This window comes from Planococcus soli, from assembly GCF_016881065.1.
In the GTDB taxonomy this organism is placed as follows: domain Bacteria; phylum Bacillota; class Bacilli; order Bacillales_A; family Planococcaceae; genus Planococcus; species Planococcus soli.
The window spans coordinates 115137-141206 of record NZ_WXYN01000051.1; the positions used below are offsets into that span (position 1 = coordinate 115137).

General features: G+C 43.4%; 17 protein-coding genes. 14 read left to right on the forward strand and 3 right to left on the reverse strand.

Translation table 11 applies throughout. The annotated features are described in order from the left end of the window. Window positions 1–10: 10 nt before the first annotated feature. The 4 genes from glpK to GJB59_RS15410 all read left to right on the forward strand — a co-directional run bounded on the left by glpK (window position 11) and on the right by GJB59_RS15410 (window position 6061). The gene (glpK, locus tag GJB59_RS15395) at window positions 11–1513 is read left to right on the forward strand and encodes a glycerol kinase GlpK (protein WP_142825961.1); all 1503 of its coding nucleotides are present in this window, start codon (window positions 11–13) and stop codon (window positions 1511–1513) included. A gap of 275 nt (window positions 1514–1788) precedes the next feature. Next, a complete protein-coding gene (locus tag GJB59_RS15400) occupies window positions 1789–3465 on the forward strand; it encodes a glycerol-3-phosphate dehydrogenase/oxidase (RefSeq protein WP_142825962.1) in 1677 nt (558 codons plus the stop codon). Window positions 3466–3621: 156 nt separating this feature from the next. After that, on the forward strand, window positions 3622–4764 hold the full coding sequence (locus GJB59_RS15405) for a S8 family peptidase (RefSeq protein ID WP_142825963.1): 1143 nt from the start codon (window positions 3622–3624) through the stop codon (window positions 4762–4764). A gap of 598 nt (window positions 4765–5362) precedes the next feature. Further along, entirely contained in the window at window positions 5363–6061 is a 699-nt protein-coding gene (locus GJB59_RS15410; RefSeq protein ID WP_142825964.1) for a DUF998 domain-containing protein, read from the forward strand. 42 nt (window positions 6062–6103) lie between these two features. On the opposite strand, the gene GJB59_RS15415 is transcribed toward GJB59_RS15410, so the two are convergent. Together GJB59_RS15415 and GJB59_RS15420 are read right to left on the reverse strand one after the other, a co-directional pair. Next, a complete protein-coding gene (locus tag GJB59_RS15415) occupies window positions 6104–6538 on the reverse strand; it encodes a GtrA family protein (protein WP_142825965.1) in 435 nt (144 codons plus the stop codon). A 14-nt stretch (window positions 6539–6552) separates the two neighbouring features. Further along, the gene (locus tag GJB59_RS15420) at window positions 6553–9279 is read right to left on the reverse strand and encodes a YfhO family protein (protein WP_142825966.1); all 2727 of its coding nucleotides are present in this window, start codon (window positions 9277–9279) and stop codon (window positions 6553–6555) included. Window positions 9280–9520: 241 nt separating this feature from the next. Between GJB59_RS15420 and GJB59_RS15425 the strand changes: the two genes are divergently transcribed. The 9 genes from GJB59_RS15425 to GJB59_RS15465 all read left to right on the forward strand — a co-directional run bounded on the left by GJB59_RS15425 (window position 9521) and on the right by GJB59_RS15465 (window position 21915). Next, window positions 9521–10072, forward strand: a complete 552-nt coding sequence (locus tag GJB59_RS15425; protein ID WP_142825967.1) for a divergent PAP2 family protein — start codon at window positions 9521–9523, stop codon at window positions 10070–10072. Between the two features lie 399 nt (window positions 10073–10471). Next, the gene (locus tag GJB59_RS15430) at window positions 10472–10870 is read left to right on the forward strand and encodes a hypothetical protein (RefSeq protein WP_142825968.1); all 399 of its coding nucleotides are present in this window, start codon (window positions 10472–10474) and stop codon (window positions 10868–10870) included. Window positions 10871–11348: 478 nt separating this feature from the next. Beyond that, window positions 11349–12809: a trypsin-like peptidase domain-containing protein gene (locus tag GJB59_RS15435; RefSeq protein WP_142825969.1), complete on the forward strand. Its 1461-nt coding sequence runs from the start codon at window positions 11349–11351 to the stop codon at window positions 12807–12809. Window positions 12810–12997: 188 nt separating this feature from the next. Continuing rightward, window positions 12998–14008 (forward strand): UDP-glucose 4-epimerase GalE, encoded by a 1011-nt coding sequence (gene galE / locus GJB59_RS15440; protein WP_142825970.1) that lies wholly within the window; start codon window positions 12998–13000, stop codon window positions 14006–14008. 41 nt (window positions 14009–14049) lie between these two features. Continuing rightward, window positions 14050–14841: an ABC transporter permease gene (locus tag GJB59_RS15445; RefSeq protein ID WP_142825971.1), complete on the forward strand. Its 792-nt coding sequence runs from the start codon at window positions 14050–14052 to the stop codon at window positions 14839–14841. A gap of 26 nt (window positions 14842–14867) precedes the next feature. Continuing rightward, window positions 14868–16481 (forward strand): ABC transporter ATP-binding protein, encoded by a 1614-nt coding sequence (locus tag GJB59_RS15450; RefSeq protein WP_142825972.1) that lies wholly within the window; start codon window positions 14868–14870, stop codon window positions 16479–16481. A gap of 42 nt (window positions 16482–16523) precedes the next feature. Continuing rightward, window positions 16524–17699, forward strand: a complete 1176-nt coding sequence (locus GJB59_RS15455) for a glycosyltransferase (protein WP_142825973.1) — start codon at window positions 16524–16526, stop codon at window positions 17697–17699. Next, the gene (locus GJB59_RS15460) at window positions 17689–20355 is read left to right on the forward strand and encodes a bifunctional glycosyltransferase/CDP-glycerol:glycerophosphate glycerophosphotransferase (RefSeq protein ID WP_142825974.1); all 2667 of its coding nucleotides are present in this window, start codon (window positions 17689–17691) and stop codon (window positions 20353–20355) included. The genes GJB59_RS15455 and GJB59_RS15460 overlap by 11 nt, the downstream gene beginning before the upstream one ends. 12 nt (window positions 20356–20367) lie before the next feature. Beyond that, window positions 20368–21915: a glycosyltransferase family 2 protein gene (locus tag GJB59_RS15465; protein ID WP_142825975.1), complete on the forward strand. Its 1548-nt coding sequence runs from the start codon at window positions 20368–20370 to the stop codon at window positions 21913–21915. Window positions 21916–22016: 101 nt separating this feature from the next. Here the strand turns inward: GJB59_RS15465 and GJB59_RS15470 are convergent, their stop codons facing one another. Further along, window positions 22017–23114 carry an acyltransferase family protein gene (locus tag GJB59_RS15470; protein ID WP_142825976.1) on the reverse strand — a complete coding sequence of 366 codons (1098 nt, stop codon included), beginning with the start codon at window positions 23112–23114 and terminating at the stop codon, window positions 22017–22019. A 205-nt stretch (window positions 23115–23319) separates the two neighbouring features. Between GJB59_RS15470 and GJB59_RS15475 the strand changes: the two genes are divergently transcribed. After that, entirely contained in the window at window positions 23320–25992 is a 2673-nt protein-coding gene (locus GJB59_RS15475) for a CDP-glycerol glycerophosphotransferase family protein (protein WP_142825977.1), read from the forward strand. Window positions 25993–26070 lie beyond the last annotated feature (78 nt).

The window sequence follows — 26070 nt, forward strand, 5'->3', positions numbered from 1 at the left end:
GGAGATTGTTTTGACTAAAGATTATATTTTATCCATAGACCAGGGCACTACAAGTTCACGTGCCGTATTACTGAACCATAAAGGTGAAATTTTTGAAACAGCCCAACAGGAGTTCCAGCAGTTTTTCCCGAAACCGGGCTGGGTAGAGCATGATGCCAATGAAATCTGGACATCTGTTTTAGCCTGTATCGCTGAAGTGCTGCGCAAATCGGATGTCGATCCGAGCCAAATTGCCGGCATAGGCATCACCAACCAGCGTGAAACGACAGTCGTTTGGGACCGCAACACAGGCAAGCCGATCTACAAAGCCATCGTCTGGCAGTCGCGCCAAACAGACGGCATCTGCAACGACTTGAAAGAGCAGGGCTTGAACGAATTGTTCCGCAAGAAAACAGGCTTGCTGATCGATGCTTATTTTTCTGGAACAAAAGTGAAATGGATTTTGGATAATGTCGAAGGCGCACGTGAAAAAGCGGACAATGGCGATTTGATGTTCGGTACGATTGATTCATGGCTTGTCTATAAACTTTCGGGCGGTGCAGCGCATGTGACGGATTACAGCAATGCATCCCGCACATTGATGTACAACATTTATGATCTGGAATGGGATCAGGAGCTTTTGGACATCCTGACAGTGCCGAAAAGCATGCTGCCTGAAGTGCGGCAGTCATCGGAAGTATATGCCAATACCATCAATTATCATTTCTTCGGCCATGAAGTGCCGATTGCCGGCATGGCTGGTGACCAGCAGGCCGCATTGTTCGGGCAGGCTTGCTTTGAAAAAGGCATGGCAAAAAATACTTATGGCACAGGATGCTTCATGCTGATGAATACCGGTGAAGAAGGCGTTGTATCAGAACACGGGTTATTGACGACTCTTGCTTGGGGTGTTGACGGTAAAGTTGAATATGCACTTGAAGGCAGCATTTTTGTCGCCGGTTCAGCAATTCAATGGCTGCGCGACGGTCTGCAGATCATTGAAAATGCACCGGAAAGCGAAGACTATGCGATGCAAGTCGAGTCAACAGAAGGCGTCTACATGGTTCCGGCATTTGTCGGCCTTGGAACACCTTACTGGGATACCGATGCACGCGGCGCCGTTTTCGGCCTGACACGCGGCACAACGAAAGCCCATTTCATCCGTGCAACGCTTGAGGCGCTTGCATATCAGACAAAAGACGTCGTAGATGTTATGATAGAAGATGCAGGGATTGAATTAAAGACTTTGCGTGTTGATGGCGGAGCAGTCGGCAATGATTTGCTGATGCAGTTCCAAAGCGACATTCTGGATGTTCCAGTGGAACGCCCGATGATCCAGGAAACAACGGCACTTGGTGCAGCTTATCTAGCTGGACTTGCGGTCGGATTCTGGAAAGACAAAGAAGAAATTGCCCAGCAATGGAAAATCGACAAAACCTTTACAAGCGAAATGCCGGCTGAAAACAGCGAAACACTTTACGCAGGCTGGAAAAACGCTGTAGCAGCAACACGTTCATTTAAACCAGTGAAATAACCTACAAGTTAATATCGAGAGATAAACGGCCGGAGACTATGAGAGACCAAGCCAGATGTGCAGAAGAAATTCTGCAGCTGTGCCTGGATCTCTCTTTTTATATGGAGAAACGGTTGTATGAGTTGAATAAGAACATAGTTTTACACCGCTTTGGGTAAAGAAAATCAGCTTAGTGCCTTGCAAAATAGGGTAGTCATGCAGGAGCAGATCAGTTTTCTCTATGCAGTCTTTCCATCGTTATTCCATCCACACACAAAAAAGGAGCAGATCAACTTATGAAATTTTCAAGCTTAAACAGAAATGAACGTTATGAACAAATGAAACAGACACAATTGGATGTCCTCGTTATTGGGGGCGGAATTACAGGTGCGGGCATCGCACTTGATGGAGCAGTGCGCGGCATGAATGTTGCTGTTGTAGAAATGCAGGATTTTGCGGCAGGTACAAGCAGCCGTTCGACCAAATTGGTGCACGGCGGTTTGCGCTACTTGAAGCAATTTGAAATCAGAATGGTCGCCGAAGTCGGCAAAGAACGCGAAATCGTTTATGAAAATGGACCGCATGTGACGACTCCGGAATGGATGTTGCTGCCGTTTTACAAAGGCGGAACGTTCGGGCCGCTCAGCACCAATGTCGGCCTGCGCGTCTATGACTTTTTGGCTGGCGTCAAAAAAGGCGAGCGCCGCAAAATGTTGAGCAAAGAAGAAACCCTGCGCCGCGAGCCTTTACTGAAGAAAAAAGACCTCAAAGGCGGCGGTTATTATGTGGAATACAAAACCGACGATGCACGCCTGACGATGGAAGTTATGAAAAAGGCTGTTGAAAAAGGCGCTTTGGCAATGAACTATGCAAAAGTAAAAAGCTTTATTTACGACAATGGCAAGACTGTCGGCATTCAGGTGGAAGACCAAATTGATGGAACAATCCACGAACTGTACGCGAAAAAAATCGTCAATGCAGCAGGACCATGGGTTGATACATTGCGTGACAAAGACCATTCGAAATTCGGCAAGACGCTTCAGCTGACAAAAGGCATTCACTTAGTCTTTGATGGCCTCCGCTTCCCATTAAAGCAGGCGATTTATTTCGATATGCCGGACGGCCGGATGGCATTTGCCATTCCGCGCGAAGGAAAAGTCTACGTGGGTACAACAGACACAGTTTATAAGCAGGACATCGCACATCCGACGATGACACTGGAGGACCGCAACTATGTCCTGAAAGCCATCGACTTTATGTTCCCTGAAGTGGCAATTACAGAAAAAGATATCGAATCCAGTTGGGCTGGTTTGCGTCCGTTGATCCACGAAGAAGGCAAGGACCCATCCGAGATTTCACGGAAAGATGAAATCTTTGTATCGGATTCCGGATTGATTTCAATTGCGGGCGGAAAGTTGACCGGCTACCGCAAAATGGGTGAACATATCATTAATTTAGTGGCAGAACAGCTGCATAAAGAAGAAGGCGTCAACTATCCGAAAAGCTCGACAAAGCGTTTGCCGATTTCGGGCGGCGAAGTGGGCGGATCGAAAGGTTTTGAATCGTTCATGGCGGACCGTATCCATCAATCGAGAGGCATGGGGCTGGCACCTGATACTATGCGAATGCTCGTCAATCGCTACGGGGCAAACGTGGACAAAGTTCTTCACTTCTATACAACCGGACTGGAAGAGGCGGCACGTGCCGGGCTGAATCAACTGGTTTACGCGATGCTGCGCTATTCAATGGAATACGAAGCATCATACAAGCCGATTGATTTCTTTATCCGCCGTACGGGTGCTTTGTATTTCGATATCCATTGGGTACATGCACATAAAGAAGCGGCCATCGCTTATATGGGCAGCACGCTTGGATGGACTGATGAGCAGGTTGCAGATTACCGCGCTGAATTGGAAGGCTTGCTGCACGAAGCCGTTCATCCTGTGGAAGTATCTTCTCAGAGCTTAAGCTAAATTCAACTCTATCCCACCTGCAATCATTAATTTGATTGCAGGTGGGATTTTTTTGATCTAGACTGGAAAAATTATTCTTTTGGGTTTATACTTATTAAAAATATCTGATTAGACGTAATATTGTGACTTTTAGATTATAGGAATAGGAGCCTTGCCATGAAGAAAACCATAAGTCTTTTTCTTGTTTTGCCGCTGCTCTTCACGGTCTTCACAGCTAATGAAAACAGAGTTTTTGCGGAAAAAGGTCCTCAGCAGGTGATTGTGAAATACAAGGAAAATTCTCAGTCTGCAGCCGCTGCAGCTCAGTCAGCCAACCAGAATGAAAAAGCGGAAATGGCTGCGCTTGAGGTGCCGGCAGGCGAAACTGCAGCTTCTTTTATGCAAGAGCTGAAAGCAAAAGGGGAGGTGGAATTTGTCGAGCCGGATTACCGCATTGAGCTGGCCTATACACCAAATGATCCGGAGTTTGCTAAACTTCAATACCATCATCAAAAGATTGAAACAGCCGCTGCTTGGAATCAGACAAAGGGATCAGCTGATGTGGTAGTTGCAGTGATCGATGATGGCATGGACCTGCTGCATTCCGAATTGGCAAATCAGTTTATTGCACCGTACGATGCGCTCAATAAGCAGGCAGGAACCATCAGTCCAGGTTTCCACGGTACGCATGTTGCAGGTCTGATTGCAGGATCGGCTGACAACGGCACATGGGGTGCTGGAGTGGCGCCGCATACGAAAATTATGCCGATTGATGTGTTTGACGATGGCGGTTACGCCTATACATCTGATTTGATTCATGGCATCGAACACGCCATAGCAGCAAATGTCGATATTATCAACATGAGCTTAGGATCTTATTATTACAGCAAAGCACTGGATCAGGCGATACAGCAAGCACATAAGGAAGGCATCGTTATTGTAGCGGCCGCAGGAAATGACGGAACGCGCAGCGCCCATTATCCGTCTTCCATGGCCAATGTCATTTCTGTCGGTGCTGTAACAAACAATGACACCAGTTCATTATTTTCCAATAAAGGGCCGTCCATTGATGTCACAGCTCCGGGAACGGATGTCTATTCCTCTTTGCCGAACAATCTTTTTGGCCCACTGAGCGGCACGTCAATGGCAGCGCCGATTGTTTCTGGTGTGGCAGCATTGATCAAAGCCGACCAGCCGTCCCTCAGCAACAAAGAAATTGAAAAGCTCATTTTTTCATCGTCGGATGATTTAGGAAAAGCTGGCAGGGACGATGTCTACGGGCATGGTCGAGTCAATGCCAGAAAAGCGCTGAAAAACTAAGAAAAAGCTGCGAAGCAATTCGCGGCTTTGAGCTTGTAGACAAAAGAGTATTTATGAAATTCAAAGAATGAATATTCATTTTAGCTTGTTTATACGGGATCCTGCGCTCCAGGCGGACGCTTTCCGCGGGCTTGCGCCGAACTAACTCGGACTTGGGTCCGAGTGGATTTCGGCACTTCGCTATCCCGCAGGAGTCGCCGCCTTGCGCTCCGGATCCTGGAGTGAGGTGATTTATCAGGCTTGTCGAAATCAGCGTCATGGAGAAACTGGCGAACAGGCTTCTCTATTTGATTAAAGCCGCATGCTCCCAACTGGGCTGGCCACGAGACTCCTGTGGCACAGCGAGAGCTGAAGACCCCGCAGGAACGCAGTGACGAGGAGGCTGAAGCTGAGCCCACGGAAAGCGAAGTGGCCGGACCGGTTGGGATGATACACTACTATTCATTTTGGTTAGATTTTGTCTACAGTCTGAAAGCCGCGAAGCAATTCGCGGCTTTTTTACGATGTTAGATAAATTAAGGCTTTTGAAATGTGGAAGTCGTTTTAAATAACCTATATAATAACAGAATGTTCAGAAAACTAATAGGCAGGTGAAAGCATGGTCGAGCTTCGGCAGAAAAGCTATTGGCAGATAGGAGTATTGAGCGGAGCCATCAGTGCACTGATTTATATGGTCCACGTCATCATGGGCGGCATATTATGGGATGGCTACAGCCATGTGCGGCAGACAATCAGCGAACTGACAGGCAACGGAGCACCTGACGCCGAAATGCTCAGGGTTTTTACAATTGGCTACGGAATTCTTGCAGTCATTTTTTCAGTGATTGTCTACGTGCTATTCCGAAAACATCAAGTCAACCGAATTGCTCAGTTTGGAGCTATTCTGCTGCTAGTCATGCATGCGGCATCGTTGATTGGCTATGGCCTATTTCCATTGGAGCAAGGAGGTGAAGTACTGACGTTTGGCAACTTCATGCATTTAGCGATAACAGCCATTGTGGTGATTACAACGGTGGGTGCATTATTTGCCATTGGCTACGGACTATGGCTGACTAAAAACTTTCGGGCTATCGGATTGTTTACGCTTGTCTGCGCAATCGTTATCGTCTTGGCCGGAGTAGCAACTCCGATTGTCTTGAATAATGAGTTGCCGTATGCCGGACTTGTCGAACGTCTTATTATATTCACCTTGCAGTTCTGGACTTTCGTGCTGTCACTCCATCTGTATAGGCTGCCAAAAATTATGGACATGGAAGTAAAGCGCTTCGGATTTATGGAAATTTATAAAGAACGCTGAAAAGACCGGACAAGGAAAACCCCTGTCCGGTCTTTTTGATTGTTACTGAGCTTTTTCCGCAATGGGAGCATTGCGGTCTTTGAAGATGAATTTCTTGCTGAAAATGTAGTTGGCGACCAGTACGATGACATTGGCCAATATTTTGGAGATTGTACCATTCATGCTTAGCAATCCAACCAATATCATCATCGTACCCAAATCCATAAAAAAGGACAGCACACGGAATCCGAAAAAGGATCCCATCTCCGCAAAGCGGTCGCGCCAATTGGTGGTGACACTTTTAAAGACGTAGCGCTTGTTGACAAAAAAAGCGAAAATCACGGCGAAGAGCCAGGCGATGGTCGTCGAAATGCGGTAATCCAGATGGAACAGCTCTTCGCATATCCAGTAGACTGCGATGTTGACGGCAGTGGTAAAACCACCCATGATCAAATACATGAGTATGCTGCGCCAGTCTTTTGATAAAAATTTCTTCATTGAATTCTCCGATCTCACTTTAAAAAATAATTTATGATTCGCAAAAAGCTATTTCTGTGCAATAGAGTTTTGTATTTAATAAATCCACGGTTTTGGATATACAGGGAAACGGCTCCCAAAAAACTCAGGAGAGAAATCAATAAACCAGCTGTGAATCCTTCCGGTCTATATTTTAACGCAACAGCGTGATTTCCGGAAGGAGCAAGCATGCCTGTATAAGCGGAGTGGACCGGGAATGTATCGACCGGCTGTCCGTCAATGCTCGCTTTCCAGCCGGATGAGTAAGGAATCGATAAAAATAAAACGGCATCCTGTTCAGATGAATATTGTCCTGTTACATAATTATTGCCGTAGCTGATGCCCTTTAGGCTGTTGTTCTGATAACCACGGATAATCTCTTCGTAGGCTCCGTAATCGGCAGCAATTACTTGAATATCTTTGAGCAAAAATTCCCCGGGCTGAATGGTCAAGTGAATAGTTTCAGTATCCGAATCCATTCCGAAACGGAACAGGACTTGGTTTTTGGCATTGCTGTAAGTATATTGGTCAATTTCGTAGCGATTAGAACGCATATTTTTTTCAAGTGTAAAGTTTGCTCCCAGATTATTAGCGGCTTGTATTGTTAAGCCGTTATTTTCTGTGTAGGGAAGAATGTCGGCAAAAACAGCCAACTCGGAAAGTGAATGCGTCTGAACGGGAATGGTGATTTCAATCGGTGTTTGGGATGCTATCCAGACCCCGTCTGCCCGATTTTCTAAGAGAGTATTATCATCAAAAACGGCGTCTGCCAGAGTGCCGATTGTTCGGGACACAGTGGACTCTTCGGGGGCCAGCCCAGCTGCATCGAAATAGTCATCCGGCAGTATCGCGTTTCGCAGCATACGTTCATCAAGCAGCGGATCCATTAGCCCATTCAGCGCAGATATCGGCATTGCCGATTCATATAGGAAGCCGATGGGCAGAAAAAACTGATTTTCTTCGATAAAGATGTTTTCATTTTCATAGACCTTTTCGTAGCCATAGGTGTTGTAGGGTTCAGCAAAAGTGACATTGTATTTATTGTTCAGCAGCGTATTTATAAATGTGCTGGATGGAAATCCTTGGGTGACATTCAGTCGACGGCTGCTGGCTGTTGCTAAATAGTCCATCTCAAACTTTTGCAGGTCCCAATCCATTAAGGACTGATACGCTACATAAGATCGATAGCTATAGCTCATAGAGGCATTAGGTCCAAGGATGCCGGGATAATTGATGTTGATCCGGTATAGGGCGGAATCATCTTGAATAGCTGCAAGCCCTTCTTTTATTTCTTCATTATTATAACGGGTCTGGTAATGTTCTTTATCCATCAGCCTTAGTACGCCCCACACTCCTTTATGGGTGTCCGTGAGTCTTTCTCCATCAGATTTGGCAATCAAATCAGTCATCAGGCTATGCGGAAGCAGGAAACTGTAGGCTATAGCTGACATAGCCGCGAAAGACAGCAATAGACTTTTCACACGTGCCTTTTCAGAAAACTGCCCTGCAATAAACAAAATGGCAAATGCTGCAGGCAGCAATTTGAGCCATTCTGCATAATGGGTAAACGGGTTGGCATCGAACCAAAAATAAAGGAGTAGCGACAAGGAAATCAAAAGAAAAGCATTTTTTGATTTTTTAAAGGAAGCGTCATTGAATGCACGGGCGGTGAGAATGATAAAAAAGAGATTAAAGATAAAAAAAGCCCTGAATTCAAATGGAGAACTAAAACCGCCAACAAGCAAGTGGATATTCTGAACCATCAATATGCCAATCAGTAAACTTGCTGCAGTCCCATAGAGCCAAAATCGATTTCTGGAGCCATTGATGAAAAAAAACGGAATGGCCAAGAGGGGCAAAAAATGCATGCCGCCTTCCCACAGCATTTTGCGGGTCAACTCCTGGGGACCCAAAACTAAATCGGCGATTGGCTGCGGTGGGCGTTCAAGTGCACTGGATCCGAACAGGCTTAGAACGGAAGGTAGGAAAATGATCATTGCAGTGCCCAGAGCGAGCACGTAAAGAAGCGATAACCGAAGGTGGAAATGCAGAAATGCTTTGCCGGTTTTAACAGTATTTGCTGCGGTGAAATACCGGAACAGGCTGTAAAGAATCAATCCAAGCGTGATCATAAACAAAAAATAGAAATTGCTGATGCTGGCAAGCACCAGGACGCTGAATAGCAGAACGGGCTTGTGCTGCGTTAAAAAACGCTCGTAGCCCAGCAGGATGAACGGAAAATACACCGTGGCATTGATGAAAAAGTAATGGGTATAAACATGATCGAAATTGAACAAAGCAAAGCCATTGGCAATGCCGGCCACCAAGGCAATATTCCTGTTAATGCCAAGTTTCCTCAATAACAAGTATGTTCCTGCACAAATCAGGAGAATTTTGAAGAGGGTCATTGGAACAAACGATCCGGGAAACCAGGTTTTTGGCAACATCAGCAAAGGCCATACAAAAATATCGCCGAGCATATAGTAGCCAAAATCATTCCAGAAGCTCCCACCAGGGCCATAATTCCAGGACCAAAACGGCAGCTCGCCCGTTCTGATGAGATCATGGAACAAATTGAAAAAATGGACGTATTGATTGGAGGCATCGCCGCCAGCTGCTAGGAAAAAATAGCCGTTGGCAGGGATTTTGTAAAAGATTAGAACTCCCATAAACAAAACAAGAATTGTGAGCAAGACAAGATGGAAATCGATTTTCTTTGGCATGAAAACGACACCTCGCTTAAACGATTGATGGCAACTTTTGTTTTGCTGGATTAGCTATTAATATACATGAAATCCAGGTATTTATCAGCAGTAACTGCTGTGGCCAAGAAGGTTAAGTGAAATAAGATGATTTTGAAGAAAGAATTTAGTATATCCTTACATAATATTCGGCGATAATGGGTAAAGAAGTATATTGAACGGCAATTGCATAGTTGCCAAGTTGAAACTGGAGGATGAGCAGATGAGAAAGATGAACCGGGGAATGATTACCTCATTAAGTGCAATTGGCGTGGCCCAGGCATTGAAAATTGTCACCCATAAAACAGTGACAGGAAAATGGGATTGGAGACAGGCCTTTACAACAGGTGGAATGCCAAGTTCCCACTCAGCAGGAGTATCTGCACTGGCTTCATATGTCGCCGCCAATAAAGGGGCGCGCCACACGGAAACAGCATTGGCCATTGTTTTTGGCGTCATCGTCATGTATGATGCGCAAGGCATTCGCCGCCATACCGGAGAAATTGCACGATTGGTTAATGACCTGGAAGACAGCTTTGTAAAATTCTCCGGAGAGTTCCCGAGTTTTGAATTTATCCAACGCGAAAAGGAATTGAAGGAATTGCTTGGCCATCAACCGGTTGAAGTAGTTGCCGGTGCAGCTTTTGGTACAGTTCTCGGATTGGTTTCAGCCGCGATTGAGAACCGTGTGCGTGAAATCGAAGAAAAAGAAAATCGTTCTAAAGCTAAATTGCCATACGACGGCCGCAGCCGCAGAGTGACGCGATCCAATTAAAAAAGACAGCCTATCCTTCCGGGATGGCTGTCTTTTTTCTGTCCAAATATTGGGCGACCGCACCTCAAAAGACAAAGACCGCACCCCAAAGAGGAATAACCGCACCTCAAAAGGCAAAGACCGCACCTCAACGAGAGATAACCGCACCTCAAAGAGTAAAGACCGCACCTCAACAATAAAGTAAACAAGATTGCGGTTTCGGCAGGAACTCCCGGCAAGATTGATCCGATGAAGTTTTCAGCGGGTGGTCTGCACTTCAATAGTAAAAGGTGCGTCTTCCTAATTTCTTTGTAAAGTGCAGATTAAGAAATTCTAAAGACTCCTGAAAAGGGATTGCGGTGTTCGGCAGATGGTATATGCTGACTGTAGAGCCTAATCACCTTGAAGGAGGAAGATCTTTTGAAAACTTCGTTTTTGAAAATGTCTGTTCCTGTTCTTGCCCTTGGATTTATTTTGATGCCGCAAGTCAATACCCAGGCTTACATTGCACTAAAAGCCCCGGCCACCGAAGAACAACGGCAAGCCGGCAAGCCGGCAACAGGTATTTTGGAATTAGGTCATTATGAGAAGCAATTAGACGCACTCGAAGAAGACCTTCAGGCATTGGTTGCGGAACTGGGTGAGGAAGAAACCATCAGCTTTGAGCAATATCAACAGTACCAGACTAAACTGGACGAATTGATCATGGAATTAAATACTATGTCTCAGGAAATAGAATCAGAATCTCCTGCTGTAGGCCACAACTTTCAAAAACTGCTGATTGTTCAGGAAAAGATCCATGAAATTGATGTGAAATAAATGACAAATCCAAGGAAACCGCAGCTGCCACATAGGCAGCAGCGGTTTCTTTGGGTGCCCATAATATTCCTGTTTGAGATGTGATCTCCAGAACTGCCTATGGCGCAAAAATTTCTAGATGAAAACAATTTTAATACAAATATTCCCAGGATTATGAATTGCCAATGGAAACGAAAGTTTCCCCGAATATATGAAATTTATCAGTATAATAAATACCTAAAATATGGTATTTTAATGATCGGATAATATTTATTAAAAATGATAATTAATACTGCAAATTTAATAATATTTTACATTTAGCTTGTTTTGTTAACTGTTAATTTGCTATCTATGATAAAATCATCTTCTGAATAGATAGATTTATTACAAATACGAAGACTTCATGACAAGTTGCAACCCTAAGTAGTTGTTTGACGTTATAAGGTTTATAATGGAAGAAATTAATGGGATTTATGCTAGTCCATCAGGAGGTACAGCCATGACATGTAATAAATGCGGGAAAGAAAATGAAGAAGGCGCAAAATTCTGCAAGGATTGTGGGAATTCACTCATGCAAAGAAGAAGCAAAAAGCAAAAAAAGCGTAACTTAATGTACGCAATCGTATTGGTATTAACTTTATTAGGTGTAGGCATTGGTTCTGCACAATTAATGGAAGACGAAGCAGAGCCAGTAGAACCGCCAAAAGAAGAACTGACTGCTGAAATAGAACCGGAGCCGGAGCCGGAACCAGAAGCACCGGAAGTGGAAGAAGAAACTGAAGAAGAGCCAGCAATAGAGCCAGGAGTAGTGGAAAAGGTTGAAGAGCCTGAAGAAACGGTTCCAGCTGAAGAAGAAACAGCAGGTACTGTAACGAAAGTGGAAAACGTCGTGCCGCCTTCCGAACAGCCAGAAAAAGTAGAACCGAAGAAAAAAGAAAAAACAGCAATCATTAAGGAATCACAGCAAAAAGTCTACACCATTTTAACTGAAGGCGGACAAGGATCAGGATTCCTGTTCTCCAATACCGGAATGGTTGTAACCAATGCGCACGCTGTAGCAGGTTTCACGGATGTAGTAGTCCGCAACATCAACGGCCAGGATCACCCGGGGACAGTCGTCGGCATTTCTGATGAATCCGATATTGCATTGATCCATGTTGAAGCATTTGAAGGCATTGAGCCATTGGAAGTTGAAATGGAAGCGACTGACGTGGGTACGGAAGTCATTGCACTTGGCAGCCCGGCGGGTATGGAAAACACTGCCTCAATGGGCTACTTGACCGGAATTGATCGTGACTTCTACCAGGAGTTTACTTACGAAGACATCTATCAGATTGACGCAAAAATTGCACCAGGCAGCAGCGGCGGTCCGCTGGTTGATGCAACAACAGGAAAAGTCATCGGCATCAATTCACTGGTGATTGAAGAAGGCGATTCGATCGGCTTTTCAATTCCAATGTATTCGATGCATGACCAGTTGTCACAATGGGTGACTGCTCCGATGTCGGCCGAAGAAGTTGCAGCCTTATTCCAAGTCTATGACGACTTTAACGGCTATGAAGACGAAGAATATGAATACGATATTGATTTGGAAATGAAATTTGATGAAACCAATTTAAGTGAATTCATCGGTGATTTCCGCTATTATTATGAAACCTCATTGAAAGAAGAAGACTTTTTCTACGTGCAGAATCTTCTTGTCTATGAGAGCGAGATTTACAATGGTATTTCTGAGTATATTACAGACATCGCAGGGCAGGGAATGGAGTTCAACTTCACACAGCTGGATATTGCCGGTATCGAGATTTTTGAAGACCATGCAATTGTCCACACGGAAGAAGCATTTGATCAAAAAAATGCAGCTGGTGAATGGTCCGTTCAGGAGCGCAATAAAACCTATACTATTGTAATGGATGAATACGGATTTTATTACGTTTCCGATATTGTTAATAAAGAATAGGAATCTGTTGGTTCCAAAGCCGCTTCGTAGAATCACTTGATTCTACGAAGCGGCTTTTTAGTTGCCAAAAAGAATCGGAAAGTCGCATGTTTTTGTGGCAAGATGTGTTTATTGCAGTATAATAGAATCAGTTATAGTTATCTAAATATTCCAATTTATAAAAAACTTTTAAAAAAAGAGGGATGTATATGGCGGTGTTAGTAACTGGGGGAGCGGGATTTATTGGCAGCCATGCAACGGCCGAATTGCTTGAAAATGATTATGAAGTGGTGGTTGTAGACAATCTATCAAATAGCCAAAAGGCTTCAATAGATCGCATTAAAGAAATGACTGGAAAAGAATTTGTGTTTCATCAAGTGGATTTGCTGGATTACAAGGCTTTGGATGACGTTTTTTCCCAGCATGACATATCCGCTGTCATGCACTTCGCCGGATACAAGGCAGTTGGGCAATCGGTCCAAATGCCGCTCAGCTACTACAACAACAATATTAGCGGTACGCTAACATTATGCGAAATTATGCTGAAGCATAAAGTGGAGAAGCTGGTCTTTAGTTCTTCCGCAACGGTATATGGCCAGCCGGAACGTGTGCCAATCGAAGAAACGTTTTCTCTATCAGCCACTAATCCTTATGGGCGCACCAAATTGATGAGTGAAGAAATTCTGAGAGATCTGGCTGTTTCAAATCCATCTTTCCGTATTGCAATTTTGCGCTACTTTAATCCGATCGGAGCGCATCCCAGCGGCAAATTAGGTGAAGACCCAAGGGGAGTTCCGAACAACCTGATTCCGTTCATTACCCAGGTTGCAATCGGCAAAAGGCAGGAGCTGCAAGTATTTGGAGGAGATTACGATACCAGTGACGGGACAGGCGTCCGTGATTACATCCACGTCATGGATTTAGTAAAGGGGCATATCAAGGCACTTGAGTATTTGGAAAAGCATGAGGGCATCGAAATTTTCAATCTGGGGACAGGCACCGGCTACAGCGTGCTGGAGATTTTACACAGCTTTAACGAAGTGACAGGTAAAAACATACCTTATAAAATTACAGACAGAAGACCTGGCGATATTGGAGTTTGTTATGCCAATCCGGAAAAAGCGAAAAAGCTGCTTGGCTGGCAAGCGGAGAAAAGCTTGGAAGAAATGTGCCGGGACTCCTGGAATTGGCAAGTTCAAAATCCGGATGGGTTTCACTAACAATCCTATTGTTTTCATGCAAGGTGCAGAGGGGTAGAGTTATGTTCGATATTTATAAGGAAATGTGGAAACGCCGGAAAATGATCCAGTCTCTTTCCATTCAGGAAATAAAAAGAGAATATGCAGGCACCTTGCTTGGATTTGTCTGGGGGCTGGTCAATCCGTTGATGCGAATTGCAGTCTTCTGGTTTGTATTCAGTGTAGGGGCAAGAGCTGGCGGACCTGTGGACGGGGCACCTTATTTTGCATGGCTTGCGATCGGCATGGTGGCTTGGTTTCTATTGAATGATGGTTTCCGGCTTACGCAGAAATCATTTCGCAGCAAAAGGTCGATTATTAAGAACACGCCTTTTCCGATTGCCATATTGCCGGCAGTACAAATTCTTTTTTCGTATTATATTCATTTGATCCTGCTGGCTGTCGTTTTTTTATTGACGGCTTTGTCTCTTCAAACCGTTTCCCTCTACAATTTGCAGCTTCTGTACTACGATTTTGCGGCAGTCATGCTGCTTCTGGGCATCGGCTCGATGACTGCGCCATTGGTTGCTGTCAGCAAGGATTTTGGCCGTTTTCTGGATACGATTCTCGTTTTCCTTTTTTGGATGACTCCTATTTTTTGGTCAGCCGACAATCTTGGCATGTATGACTGGATCATCAAGCTCAACCCGTTCCATTACATCGTCCAGGGCTATCGGGATTCATTTTTCTACGAAACCGGATTCTGGGAGCAGCCGGTATACACGTTCTATTTTTGGATCTTGGTATTCGTCTTTTTCCTTTTGGGAAATTACCTGCACAAACAGATGAAGCCCATATTCCTTGATACTCTGTAAGCTCTATTTCTGAAAGGCGGATTGTCATGGATATAGCAGTTAGTGTCAAAGATATCACAAAAAAATACAGTTTGTATAAAGATCCATGGGGTCCGATCAAAGAAGTGGCAACCCGAAAAAAACTGCATAAAGACTTTTTTGCCCTGCTCGGAGTGACACTCGATTTTCCAAAAGGCGAATCCATCGGCATTTTAGGAAAGAATGGATCCGGCAAGTCCACTTTGCTGAAAATCATTACAGGCATTACGGAGCCGACCTCTGGAAAAGTAGATGTCCAGGGTTCGATTGTGTTTCTCGATGTCAGTTCAGGAATTGATTCGGAGTTGAGCGGCTATGACAATATCTTTATGAAAGGCACGCTGCTGGGCTATACAAAACAGGACATGCTGGCAAAGATCGACGACATTATCGAATTTTCGGAGCTCGGGGAGTTTATTGGACAGCCTGTTAAAAATTACTCTTCCGGGATGAAAGCCAAGCTTGGGTTCGCCATTTCAGTCAATGTGGATCCGGATATCCTGATTGTCGATGAAGCACTGGCAGTAGGAGATGCTTCGTTTCAGAAAAAATGCATGGCAAAGATGAACGACTTTAAGCTGCAAGGAAAAACAATCATTTTCGTCAGCCATGACAACCATGCAATCGAATCGTTTTGCTCTAAAGCGGCATGGATTCATCAAGGAGAGCTCGTTACGTACGGCGATGCCAAGTTTGTCGGCTCCATGTATGGTGAATTCATGAGCGGCCGCAAACCGATCGAGTCGATACTGGCTGAAATTCAATACGAGCATGCCATCAACCAGGTAGCATATGCTGCTAAGGAAGATGGCTTTAGCCTTCAAATAACAGGGATCTTGCGGAATCAGCAACGGAAAAACGTTCACGAACGTTTCCAGCTGGCCATCCGGGATGACCGGACGGGCGAAACCATTATGAAAAATCTTAGTTCGGCAAACCAGGGCTTTACAGTCGATTTTAGTGAAAAAGAGTTTCCACTTTTTTTCAAGCCAGGCAAATTCAGCTTTTGGCTGCACGAGGACTTGGAAGAAGATAAAGAAGTGGAGTTTTCCATTTGGGCAGGAAATGCAGCCATCTCCGCATCGCCATCAAGCGGCTATGAACGTTTTCGCTACCACTTCAACGTCCAGCAGAACAACCTGCATTTGGCCATCGAAAACATTGAGAAAGCCGAGCAGCAGGTTAATCGGATCTGGATAGAGGACGAACTGCTCCATATCGATGGCATAGCATTTGTACGCGGTTATGAAACCAAATCGCCAGACGACCTTGCGATGAAGTTTTATTTAACGGAACTCAACACCTTTAAGCGCCATGCATTCCCAGTGACCATCAGCGAAACGGAAGACATAACAGAAAACCCTGCATACAATCCGCAAGGGAAAGTTTATAATTTCTCGCGTTTCCAAGTAGCAATAGACCTCAGACGACTTGAGATCGGAAGCTTTGAAAGCCACTTAAGCTACATAATGGAAAAAGAACCGCATCATCAGCTGCTGAATCTAGTGTGGGCATCAAAAGCTTCTGAATATCCAGCAGAGCCCTATTCCACCGAAGCCTATACAGTGCACATTCAAACCGCCAATAAATACTTGCGGCTCGAGAAAAGGGCCAGGCTATAGCTACGGCTGCTGAAAGTGAATCTATTTACAAGGGGTAATCATATGGAGCGAAAGAATATCGTATTTTTAATCAATGAATTCAACAACCACGGCGGGGCACAGCGGGTGGCTTCTATTTTGACGGAAGAATTTATGGAGGATGGCCATAATGTTTCTATTTTGAGTGTCAACCAGCAGAAAAAAGCACCAAGTTACTTTTCCAAAGAGGTGCCAGTCACACTCATCCATAAAGACAATTATCGTCCGGCTGCGGCGATTGAACTTTCCTCCAATTTAAAACAGGGGAAATTTATAAAAGTATCAAAAGAGTTGAACCGCCGTTACCGCCTGCAAAAGCAGCGTGAAGATGTCAAAAATTTTTTTGAGGCATTTGGTGATGAAGAGGTATTCGTCATAGCGATTCAAGTATACGGGATGCAATGGATGCAGCCGGTTCTTTATCAAAATAACATTAAAGTAATCGGGCAAAGCCACGAAAGTGTGGAAGCCGCCAGAAGTTCTCAACGTTATAAGCGGATACTTAGCCATTACCGGCAAGTTTCAAAATTCCTGCTCCTGACAAAAAAAGATGAAGAGCATTTTAAAGAGGCCGGGTTCACGAATACAGGAGTGATGTACAACCCCTCGCCATTCCGTCACCTTACCCCTCCAGAAATTTTGTACGAGCATAAAAAGATTGTTTCCTCCGGCAGGCTGGTCGCTGGAAAAGGATTTGACGTTTTGATCGAATCTTTTGCGTCTGTGGCAGAGAAAATTCCTGGTTGGACGCTGCATATTTACGGAGAAGGGCCAGCGAAAGACTCACTGCAAAGCCTCATCCGTATTTTCGATTTGGAAGAGCGCGTCTTTTTGGAAGGACAGACCGAAGACATTGAAGCATCTTTGAGAGAGGCAAGTTTTTTTGTCCTGTCATCGAAGGCTGAAGGCCTTCCAATGTCATTGATTGAAGCCCAATCGTGCGCCCTGCCCTGCGTGTCTACAGACTGCGCTCCGGGCATCCGGGAAATTTTAACAGAGTACGAGGATAGCCTCATTGCACCTGTAGGAGATATCCATTTGCTTGGCCGGCATATCAAACGCCTGGCCGAAAATCCTGAACTGTTTTACTCCTACAGCAGGAAGGCGTATGAAAACAGTTTGAAATTCGATAAAAAAGTTATCAAGCAGCAATGGTATAAATTGTTTGAAGAGTTGGGAGGGCGAAGAGATGGTCAATGAGCAAAAAACTTTGAGACGGCCGAAACTCTCTGTCGTCGTTATTGCCTTTAATAATGAGTTGTATATAGAAGAGGCTCTGCAATCCTTGCAGGAACAGACTTATACCGATTTTGAAGTTGTAGTGGTCAATGATTTTTCAAGCGACCGGACAGGTGAGCTGATCGATGGCTTTGTCGAAGGAAAAGCTAACTTTACAGCCGTTCACTTGACGGAAAACAGCGGAGGCTGCAGCACGCCTCGAAATACCGGCATCGCCAACTCAACGGGAGAATATGTGATGTTTTTGGACGGAGACGATTGGTACACCGTGACAGCTTGTGAAAAAATGGTGGAAGCGATCGAGCGGACCGGTTCAGATTTTGTGGCGGGACAGGTAATCCGTACGAACAATTATGAAATCTGGTACCACAAGCAATTGTATTCAATCGAACGCGTCAATTTGAACATTCGCGAGTTTATGGGAATGCTGTTTGACAGCTTGTCCGTCAATAAAATCTACAAGCGTTCATTTTTGGATGCCCATCATCTGCGGTTTCCCGAAGGTATCCACTATGAAGATATCGTATTTACGGGCAAAGCTTATTTTCTCGCTGAATCCTTCAGCATCATTCCAGAACCGGTCTATTATTGGCGAGTGGTGGAAAACAGTGATGTGAAGTCTATCACCAATCGGCGATTTGAGTTTGAAAATTTTCAGAATCGCATCATCGCCCATCGCTATTTTGATCAATTTTTGAAAGAAAGCGGAGCTTCCCTGTATCAGAAAGAAAAGAACAATAAGTTTCTCCGCCATGATTTAAAGCTCTATACCAATGACTACCTGCTTTTTGATGAAGACTATAAAGAGAAGTTTCATGTGCTAATCCATGACTACCTGCATGAAACAATGGATGAATATGCTTTTCAGAATCTGGCTGAAAAAGATCGGATTCTCTACTATTTGCTGTACATAGGAGACCGTGAGGCGTTTGATGATTGGATCGCTTACACCAACGGACTTGAAACGAAAACTAACCGGATTCACAATGTCGGCAGCCAGTATTATTTCAATGCTTCCAAAGCCGGGAATCATAAATTCTTGAAAATGCAGCGGCCGGAAATTGTCTATCACATTTCGGGTGTTCAGCTGGATGAAAAACAGTTTTCATTTCATGCGTCTGTCAACGTCCATTCGATTGACCCAGGCACCGTTACTTCTTTCTGGATGCTGCGAAACCGTCAGACGGGTGAGACACTCGTTTCAGAGCAGTTGGGGTATGGAACATACACTTTCCGTGTGGAAAACATGACAGAAGGAAATTATTATCTTTCCTTATACGTAAACCATATGGGGAATCTTCACAAAGTATTGGTGAAAGGGTCGGAAATAGCCGATTTGCCGAATATTGAAGTCAAAACGGATAGTCTATCAAAAAGTATATACATCAATGAAAAGAATTCCTTCTCTATCCGTGTTCAGCCCGTGAAGAGTGTTGATCAAGTTAAATGGAAACTTAAACAGCGAAGAAAGACTCAAAAGGCTAAAAAAGCGCAGAACACAGAATCCGCTTTTCAAAAATGGGCGAAACGCTGGATTCCCAAATTACCGGTCCGTTCCAAGTGGGTCCTATTTGAAAGCCATATGGGCAAACAATACAGTGACAGTCCTAAATATATTTATGAGCAGTTGCTTGAGACAGGCAGAAACTATAAATACATTTGGTCGTTCCAGGAGCCGGGAGCGGTGGAACTGCCGGGACCCGCTATTAAAGTGAAGAGAAACAGCCTGAAGCATCTTTATTACTTGAACAGTGCAAAGTTTTGGGTCGACAACCAGGGAATGGCGCATCTTGCTGAAAAGAAAGAACAGCAAGTTTATATTCAGACCTGGCACGGTACCCCGTTGAAAAGAATGGGTTACGACCAAAAGAAACTGCCGACCATTCAGGAGTTGACGCGTTTGAAAAAACAGACCGATGCATGGGATTACCTCGTATCACCTAACGGCTACACCAGCCGAGTGTTAAAAAGAGGCTTCAGATATGGGGGTGAAATTTTGGAGACCGGCTACCCGAGAAATGATATCCTCATTAGCCAACCGCCAGAAATCAAAGAAAAGGTGCGCATGAGTTTGGGCATTTCTGAAGAAAAGCATGTCATCCTTTTTGCGCCGACATTTAGAGACTGGGATCCAAACTCGTTTCAACGGGTATTGGATGATGTCCAGTATTTAAGCAAAGAGCTGCATGAGGATCAAGTACTCATCCTTCGGCTACATTATTTACTGTCGGATAAAATTTCTCAATTCGAATTGCCGCCAAATATTGTAGATGCCTCCAATTACCAGGACATACAAGAACTTTACCTGCTGGCCGACCTGCTGATTACAGATTACTCTTCCGTCATGTTCGACTATGCACTGCTGAAGCGGCCGATTTTGCTGTATTGCTATGATTTGGACGAATACATTACACGGCGAGGCATGTATTTCAATTTTGCTGAAAATGCACCTGGCCCTGTCTGTGAAACAATGGATGAATTGCTTGAATACTTTAAGCATCCAGAAAAACTTGCAGCTTTTGAAGGGGCTCTGGACCGGTTTGTCGAGAAGTTTGGAAGCCTGGAAGATGGAAAAGCTTCCGCTAAAGTGATTGACAGCGTTTTTGGGAAGAAATAAAGGGGGAAGGGTATGGCAATTCTCGTTTCTATCGTTATTCCTGTATATAACGCAATTCCATATTTAGAAGCCTGTTTGGAATCGGTGGCTATGCAAACCTACAAAAACCTTGAAGTAATAGCCATCAATGACGGATCCACCGATTTGAGCGAAGAGGTGCTTCAGCGGTATGCCCAAAACGATAAACGGTTTCACGTATACTCGCAGACTAACCAGGGCCTTGGCTTTACCCGCAATCGCGGTGTCTCGTTAAGCAGCGGCAATTATATTTTCTTTTTGGATTCGGATGATATCATTCCGCCAAGAGCGATTCGATCATTGGTGGATGCGGCAGAAAAAAGCGCCGCGGATTACGTGGTAGGAAAAGTCATCCGCTTTGACCAGGAGCGGCAGTATGCCCCGCCGCGTCATGTGGAGTTCGGTTTATATAATAAGCGGAAACTAACAACGCTGGAGGAAAGTCCGGAGCTTTTGCAGGACAGCATTGCCTGCAACAAGCTTTGGAAAAGAAAACTGTTTACTGAAAACAAGCTGGTTTTCAAAGAAGGAAAATATTATGAAGACTTATCTGTGACGTTAAAAGCGGCTGTGTTATCAACGAAAATCCAGGTTATTGATGAAGTGGTCTATAAATGGAGAATTCGGGAAGAAGAGTTTATGCCATCCATTACACAGCAGCAAATGAAGCTGGAGAATACGGCGCACCGACTTGAAGCGCTCAGTGAAAATCGGCAATGGCTGACAGCGACAGGCAGATCTCCCCGAATCATTGATGAACATGATCTGAAAAGCCTGTTGGATGTAATCCGGCTGCATGTCCTGAAATTTGCTTTGATTGCAGATGAAGAGAGGCAGCAGTGGCAAGAATTGGTTTTACCGTATTTGAAAAAATTTCCGCCATCCATTGCTGAAGAGCTGCCAGATAAAGAGAGACTGCTCTATCAATTAGCAATGGCAGATAAAGAACAGGATTTAATGGGATTGTCACAGTTGTTGACAAATACTGAGAAATCTTCGCTTGTGAAACAGGAAAGCGGCCGTTTTGTTTTTCAGGGAACTGACGCGGAATATGATATCACCAAATTCAATAAACCAAAGGTCGTTGTAGAAACAATCGAAAAGCGGGAGGGCAATTGGCAATTGTCCGGAAAGTTGTGGGTTCCAAAAGCTAGCCGTTCTTTTACAGGAAACTTTTATGCCAGAGACAGAAGGGATAATAAGGATCTGCCCGTAGCTATTATTGAATTGGACCAAATTGATGAAAACAGAATATATCCCTGCGAAGAGCAATCTTTTTTGATAGAGCTGGACGTGAATCCAATGAAAGCAGCTGGAAAAGATACAACCTATGATTTCTATTTCAAACTGGATCAGTTTCCACGATCACCCAGGACCAGAGTGAGGCTCCATTCCACAGGCGAGACGGATGAGTTTCTTAAAATCGGCCATCAGAGAATGGTTCTGTACCGCACTAACTTTGGAAATTTAAGTTCCATCATTTCAAAACCTCAGCGCTTAAAATCTTTGATTAAGAAGGTTTTGCCTTTGGGCAAAAGATAAAATAAAATCCCCTCCTTTAAGGAGGGGATTTGGCAGGCTGCCGAGAAATATTCGGCAGCCTTTTTTATGTTTTCATAAAGTGAGCCGTAACGAAATCTTTCTTATTGGCCATAATTAACATTTTGGGGGTTCTTGTTAAAAGTGTTTTTGCTTTTCTTAACAGTTGGCTCTAAATATTTAATCTTCCCTGTAAATTGACGTGTAATCCCATTTTGGTATAACAAGAAGGCAACACCGATACAGGATGAAAGTGTGAGAAACGCCATAATTGTTACATAAGTGAAGAAGTTCTCGCCGAATGTCAGAGAGAGCCTGACGAAATAAGGAAGAAAAATCATATGCGTCAAATAAATGAAGAATGAAAAATTACTGATCATGACTAAGGTTTGATTATCAAAATTAAACTTTCGAATCAATGCCACTAGAAGAAAGAACATACTTACAGAATACAGCAGCATATCGTATCGTTCACTGGAGATTCTTGTATAGTCCATTTCAAGGTAATTGAACATGATGATGCCGAAGCTGGTAAGAGTCATTAAAGCAGGCACCCATATTTTGTTGGTTAAAAAATTGACGAGTTGCTCGTAGTATTGGCCGATATAAAATGCGACAATAAAATAGAACAGCCACATGAAGATATGAGTCTTATACCAAAGAGGATATTTCGTCAGTATAAGCTCCTGGTAGGAACCAATATGCACAAAACCGTATACGTGTGCAAAAGAAATGGCGAACGAGACCAGTATCGGCCCAACAGGATTGATGCGGGCTAAATATTTTCCAATCAGCCAATGAAGAAGATAAAATTGGAAAATCACAATAACAAAAAATCCATACCATTGACCAAAGATCACTTTTTGAAAGGCAACTTCCATGAAAGAAGATAAGTCTTTATCAGAGCCTCTGTAACTGACAATTATTCCGATTAATATGTATGGCATTAAAATATACTTTATTCGCTTTTTGAAAAAGCCCTTTTTTAAACCGTCTGGATAATTTTTGGATAACAAAGTTTCAGACAGTAGAATGAAGATGGGGGTAGAGCAAAGCAAGGCAAACCGTATCCATAAGATATACTGATCGTAGGCAGCTTGGTCGACTTCTATATTTCTTAAGTAGTTGGATATTGAATGTGTAGCGACGATGGCAAGGCACATGATGGCTCTTATAATGTTGATTTCGTTTAAGTTTTTCACGTAATTTCTCCAATTAGCAACCGATACTTAAAGCAGTAAGGTACTTTCTATATTTGAAAAAGCAAGTAAGTGTTTTACCTGTTCACATTATTACAGTATAAATATTCTTTTTCGCCCTGTCTATCCTTAATTTTAATTGACAGAATTTACAAGAATGATAATATAAGATATTGCGACAATAAAATTGTGTAGGAGATTAACAGCTATGATTTTAAAGAAGTTTTCAAACAAATTTAAAAAAAGATTAGTAAAAAGAGTGGAAATCAAAAAGTACTTTTTTAAAGAGCAAAACTTGCTCTTTGAATTCGAGTTGTCTAATTTCTTTACGTTAAAAAAGAGTATTAAAGCAGAGTTTCTTATTAATGAAGAAACCCATCCGTTAAACAATGAACTGGTGAAAAGCAATCGCCTGATTGTAACAGTACCGCAGCATCTTCTGGCATTGGTAACATCAAGCTCCAGCATGCAATTGACTATCAACAACAAAAAAATATGGATTACAGAACACGAACTGTATAAAGCCGGTGATTTTCAGGAAGCTATATTAATTGGCAATAAGTTTTTATCGACGAAAGTGAAAAGGAATATTATTGTAAATAACCGGTTTGCTGATTTTTACTTTATGGAGACTCCGATTGAGTCCCGAATCCAGTCCGTACAATACGATGTTCTTTCCCTGTCTTTAGATTTGCCGGATGCGACGGAAGAAGCTTCTGCAAAAATTGAATTATATGCTTTTAATAATTTCCAATTCCGCATCTTAACGGGTACAAAGGATGCTGAAAAGAACATTATTGTATTTAGTGATTTTTCTGAAATGGCAGCTGGGCTATGGCGGATGTTCATCCATGTGGATAACAAATTATATCCCCTGAACTTAATGAAGCCTTTTGACGAACCATTCAGCTCCTACCATCATCAGCTCCAGATTTTGAGCCGCAATTCGGTGTTTTACTTGGAGTTGATTCCCCATTCGGTTAAAATCGAGTCTCTTTCAATTGAGGAGAAGCAAAACTATGAATACCTTGTATCGCTTGCCCTCTCTGACGGAAACACTGGTTTTGAGTATTCACTTCTAGTAGATGAGCCGAAAAGCGGAATGCTGAAATCTTATCCGTTAAAGCGCCAGAACGAGCGCCTTCAAACCCGTTTGCCGATAAAGGATTTGCTGGAAAATCTTTTTGTAAAACGTTTTTTCCTTGTTGAACACAGTGAAGAACCCAAAGTCTACAGATTCAGTTTAGATAAGCAACTTTTAAATGGCACAACCACGCATTACAAAGTCGTATCAAATTCGCAATTCGTCAAGTTAAGATTTTATCGCCGCAAAGATTTATCACTTGGCCTGGCAATGACGCAAGCTAAACTGAAAAAATCGATCCATGAAGTAAACGACTTTCAAATACAGGGAGTGATAGGATCGATTGAAGAATTTATCGGTTCTAAAGCTTATTTGATGATTGAAGACCGATTGTCTCAAGATTCACTTCAAGTCCCGATTACTGGGGAGTTTACAGTCGATCTTAACAGTCTGGATTTGATGGGGATCAAAAGTAAAGACAAAACGGTTCTCGACCTTTTTGTTGTTATTGAAAATGGCTCCGGAGAAATTATCCGAAAAGAAAAAATTAGGTACAACAAAGCCCGTTATAAGAAAGACAATTACTACAGCTATAAAAAGCAATATGACGATCAAGGCAATGAACATCACTTTATGATTACGACTACCCCGTTTAACAACGTAAAAGTCGAATCATTCACTATCCGAAGCCACGTGAAGATCCCAGTGGATGTCGAAGCAAAAGATGAAAATATCTGGCTGATGGGCGAACGTACGAACACAGCCCAGGACAATGGAATCGTCTTTTTCAAATGGCTGCAGGAAAACACATCTATTGAATCCTATTATGTAATAGAAGAAGACAGTTCAGACTATGAACACATCAAGCACATTCCAAACGTCTTGATATTTGGTTCGGACAAGCATTTCGAAATTGCTTTCAAAGCTAAAGTTTTGCTTGGGACGCATGATTTGGAAAATATTTTGCCTTATAAGCCGGCGAGGGGATTTTTCGGCTACGAAGAAACTGTGAAAATCTTCCTCCAGCATGGCGTATTGGGCCGAAAAAACGTTGAGTACCATAAGAAAAATTATGATATGCCATTTGATTTATTCATTGTCAGTTCGGACCCTGAAAAACAAGTCATTGTCATGGATGAGATGGGCTATGAGGATCATGAAGTTGCTGCAACCGGTCTGGCGCGTTTTGATAAGTTAATTCAGGTTAACCCTCCGAAAGACATTTTGCTGATGCCGACCTGGCGTGACTGGATCAATACGGATGAGCAATTTTTAAAGAGCGAATATTTTCTTGCGTATGCCAACTTGATCCAAAATGAAAAGTTGCTCGGTTTACTGGAAGAGTATAACGTCAACATTAACTTTTATCCGCATTACCGGGCTCAGGACTACTTCCAAAGCGAGATTGAAAATATGCATGAACGCATCAAATTCATCCCGCTGGGGTCGCAGACTGTTCAACAGTTATTGATAGATCATGCACTGCTCATCACGGATTACAGCAGCGTCAGCTTTGATTTCACGCTGCTCAATAAACCGGTCGTATACTATCATTTTGATGTAGACCGCTTTTTCCGCAAAGGCATCCTGCGTCCGATTGAAGAAACTTTCATTGGCGGCATCGGTACTTATGAAGAAGAGCTTGTAACGATTATTGAAGATCGAATTAAGAGCAATTTTGCTAATTTCGAATACGAAATTACCGGCATCATCAAACATCAGGATCAGCAAAATAGCCGACGCATCTATGACGAAGTCCAAAAGCTGATCGAAGTGAAAAAAACTACAAAAGTCTAGGCCTTTTAACAGATGAATAGGCTGTATGCATAAGAAAAGAGCGGTGAAGTAAATCTCACCGCTCTTTTCTTATGTGTT

What these genes read in the sequence shown, in the direction of transcription:
- GJB59_RS15400 (WP_142825962.1), top strand. Translation starts at nt 1,789, where the DNA reads ATGAAATTTTCAAGCTTAAACAGAAATGAACGTTATGAACAAATGAAA.
- GJB59_RS15405 (WP_142825963.1), top strand. Translation starts at nt 3,622, where the DNA reads ATGAAGAAAACCATAAGTCTTTTTCTTGTTTTGCCGCTGCTCTTCACG.
- GJB59_RS15410 (WP_142825964.1), top strand. Translation starts at nt 5,363, where the DNA reads ATGGTCGAGCTTCGGCAGAAAAGCTATTGGCAGATAGGAGTATTGAGC.
- GJB59_RS15415 (WP_142825965.1), bottom strand. Translation starts at nt 6,538, where the DNA reads ATGAAGAAATTTTTATCAAAAGACTGGCGCAGCATACTCATGTATTTG.
- GJB59_RS15420 (WP_142825966.1), bottom strand. Translation starts at nt 9,279, where the DNA reads ATGCCAAAGAAAATCGATTTCCATCTTGTCTTGCTCACAATTCTTGTT.
- GJB59_RS15425 (WP_142825967.1), top strand. Translation starts at nt 9,521, where the DNA reads ATGAGAAAGATGAACCGGGGAATGATTACCTCATTAAGTGCAATTGGC.
- GJB59_RS15435 (WP_142825969.1), top strand. Translation starts at nt 11,349, where the DNA reads ATGACATGTAATAAATGCGGGAAAGAAAATGAAGAAGGCGCAAAATTC.
- galE (WP_142825970.1), top strand. Translation starts at nt 12,998, where the DNA reads ATGGCGGTGTTAGTAACTGGGGGAGCGGGATTTATTGGCAGCCATGCA.
- GJB59_RS15445 (WP_142825971.1), top strand. Translation starts at nt 14,050, where the DNA reads ATGTTCGATATTTATAAGGAAATGTGGAAACGCCGGAAAATGATCCAG.
- GJB59_RS15450 (WP_142825972.1), top strand. Translation starts at nt 14,868, where the DNA reads ATGGATATAGCAGTTAGTGTCAAAGATATCACAAAAAAATACAGTTTG.
- GJB59_RS15455 (WP_142825973.1), top strand. Translation starts at nt 16,524, where the DNA reads ATGGAGCGAAAGAATATCGTATTTTTAATCAATGAATTCAACAACCAC.
- GJB59_RS15460 (WP_142825974.1), top strand. Translation starts at nt 17,689, where the DNA reads ATGGTCAATGAGCAAAAAACTTTGAGACGGCCGAAACTCTCTGTCGTC.
- GJB59_RS15465 (WP_142825975.1), top strand. Translation starts at nt 20,368, where the DNA reads ATGGCAATTCTCGTTTCTATCGTTATTCCTGTATATAACGCAATTCCA.
- GJB59_RS15475 (WP_142825977.1), top strand. Translation starts at nt 23,320, where the DNA reads ATGATTTTAAAGAAGTTTTCAAACAAATTTAAAAAAAGATTAGTAAAA.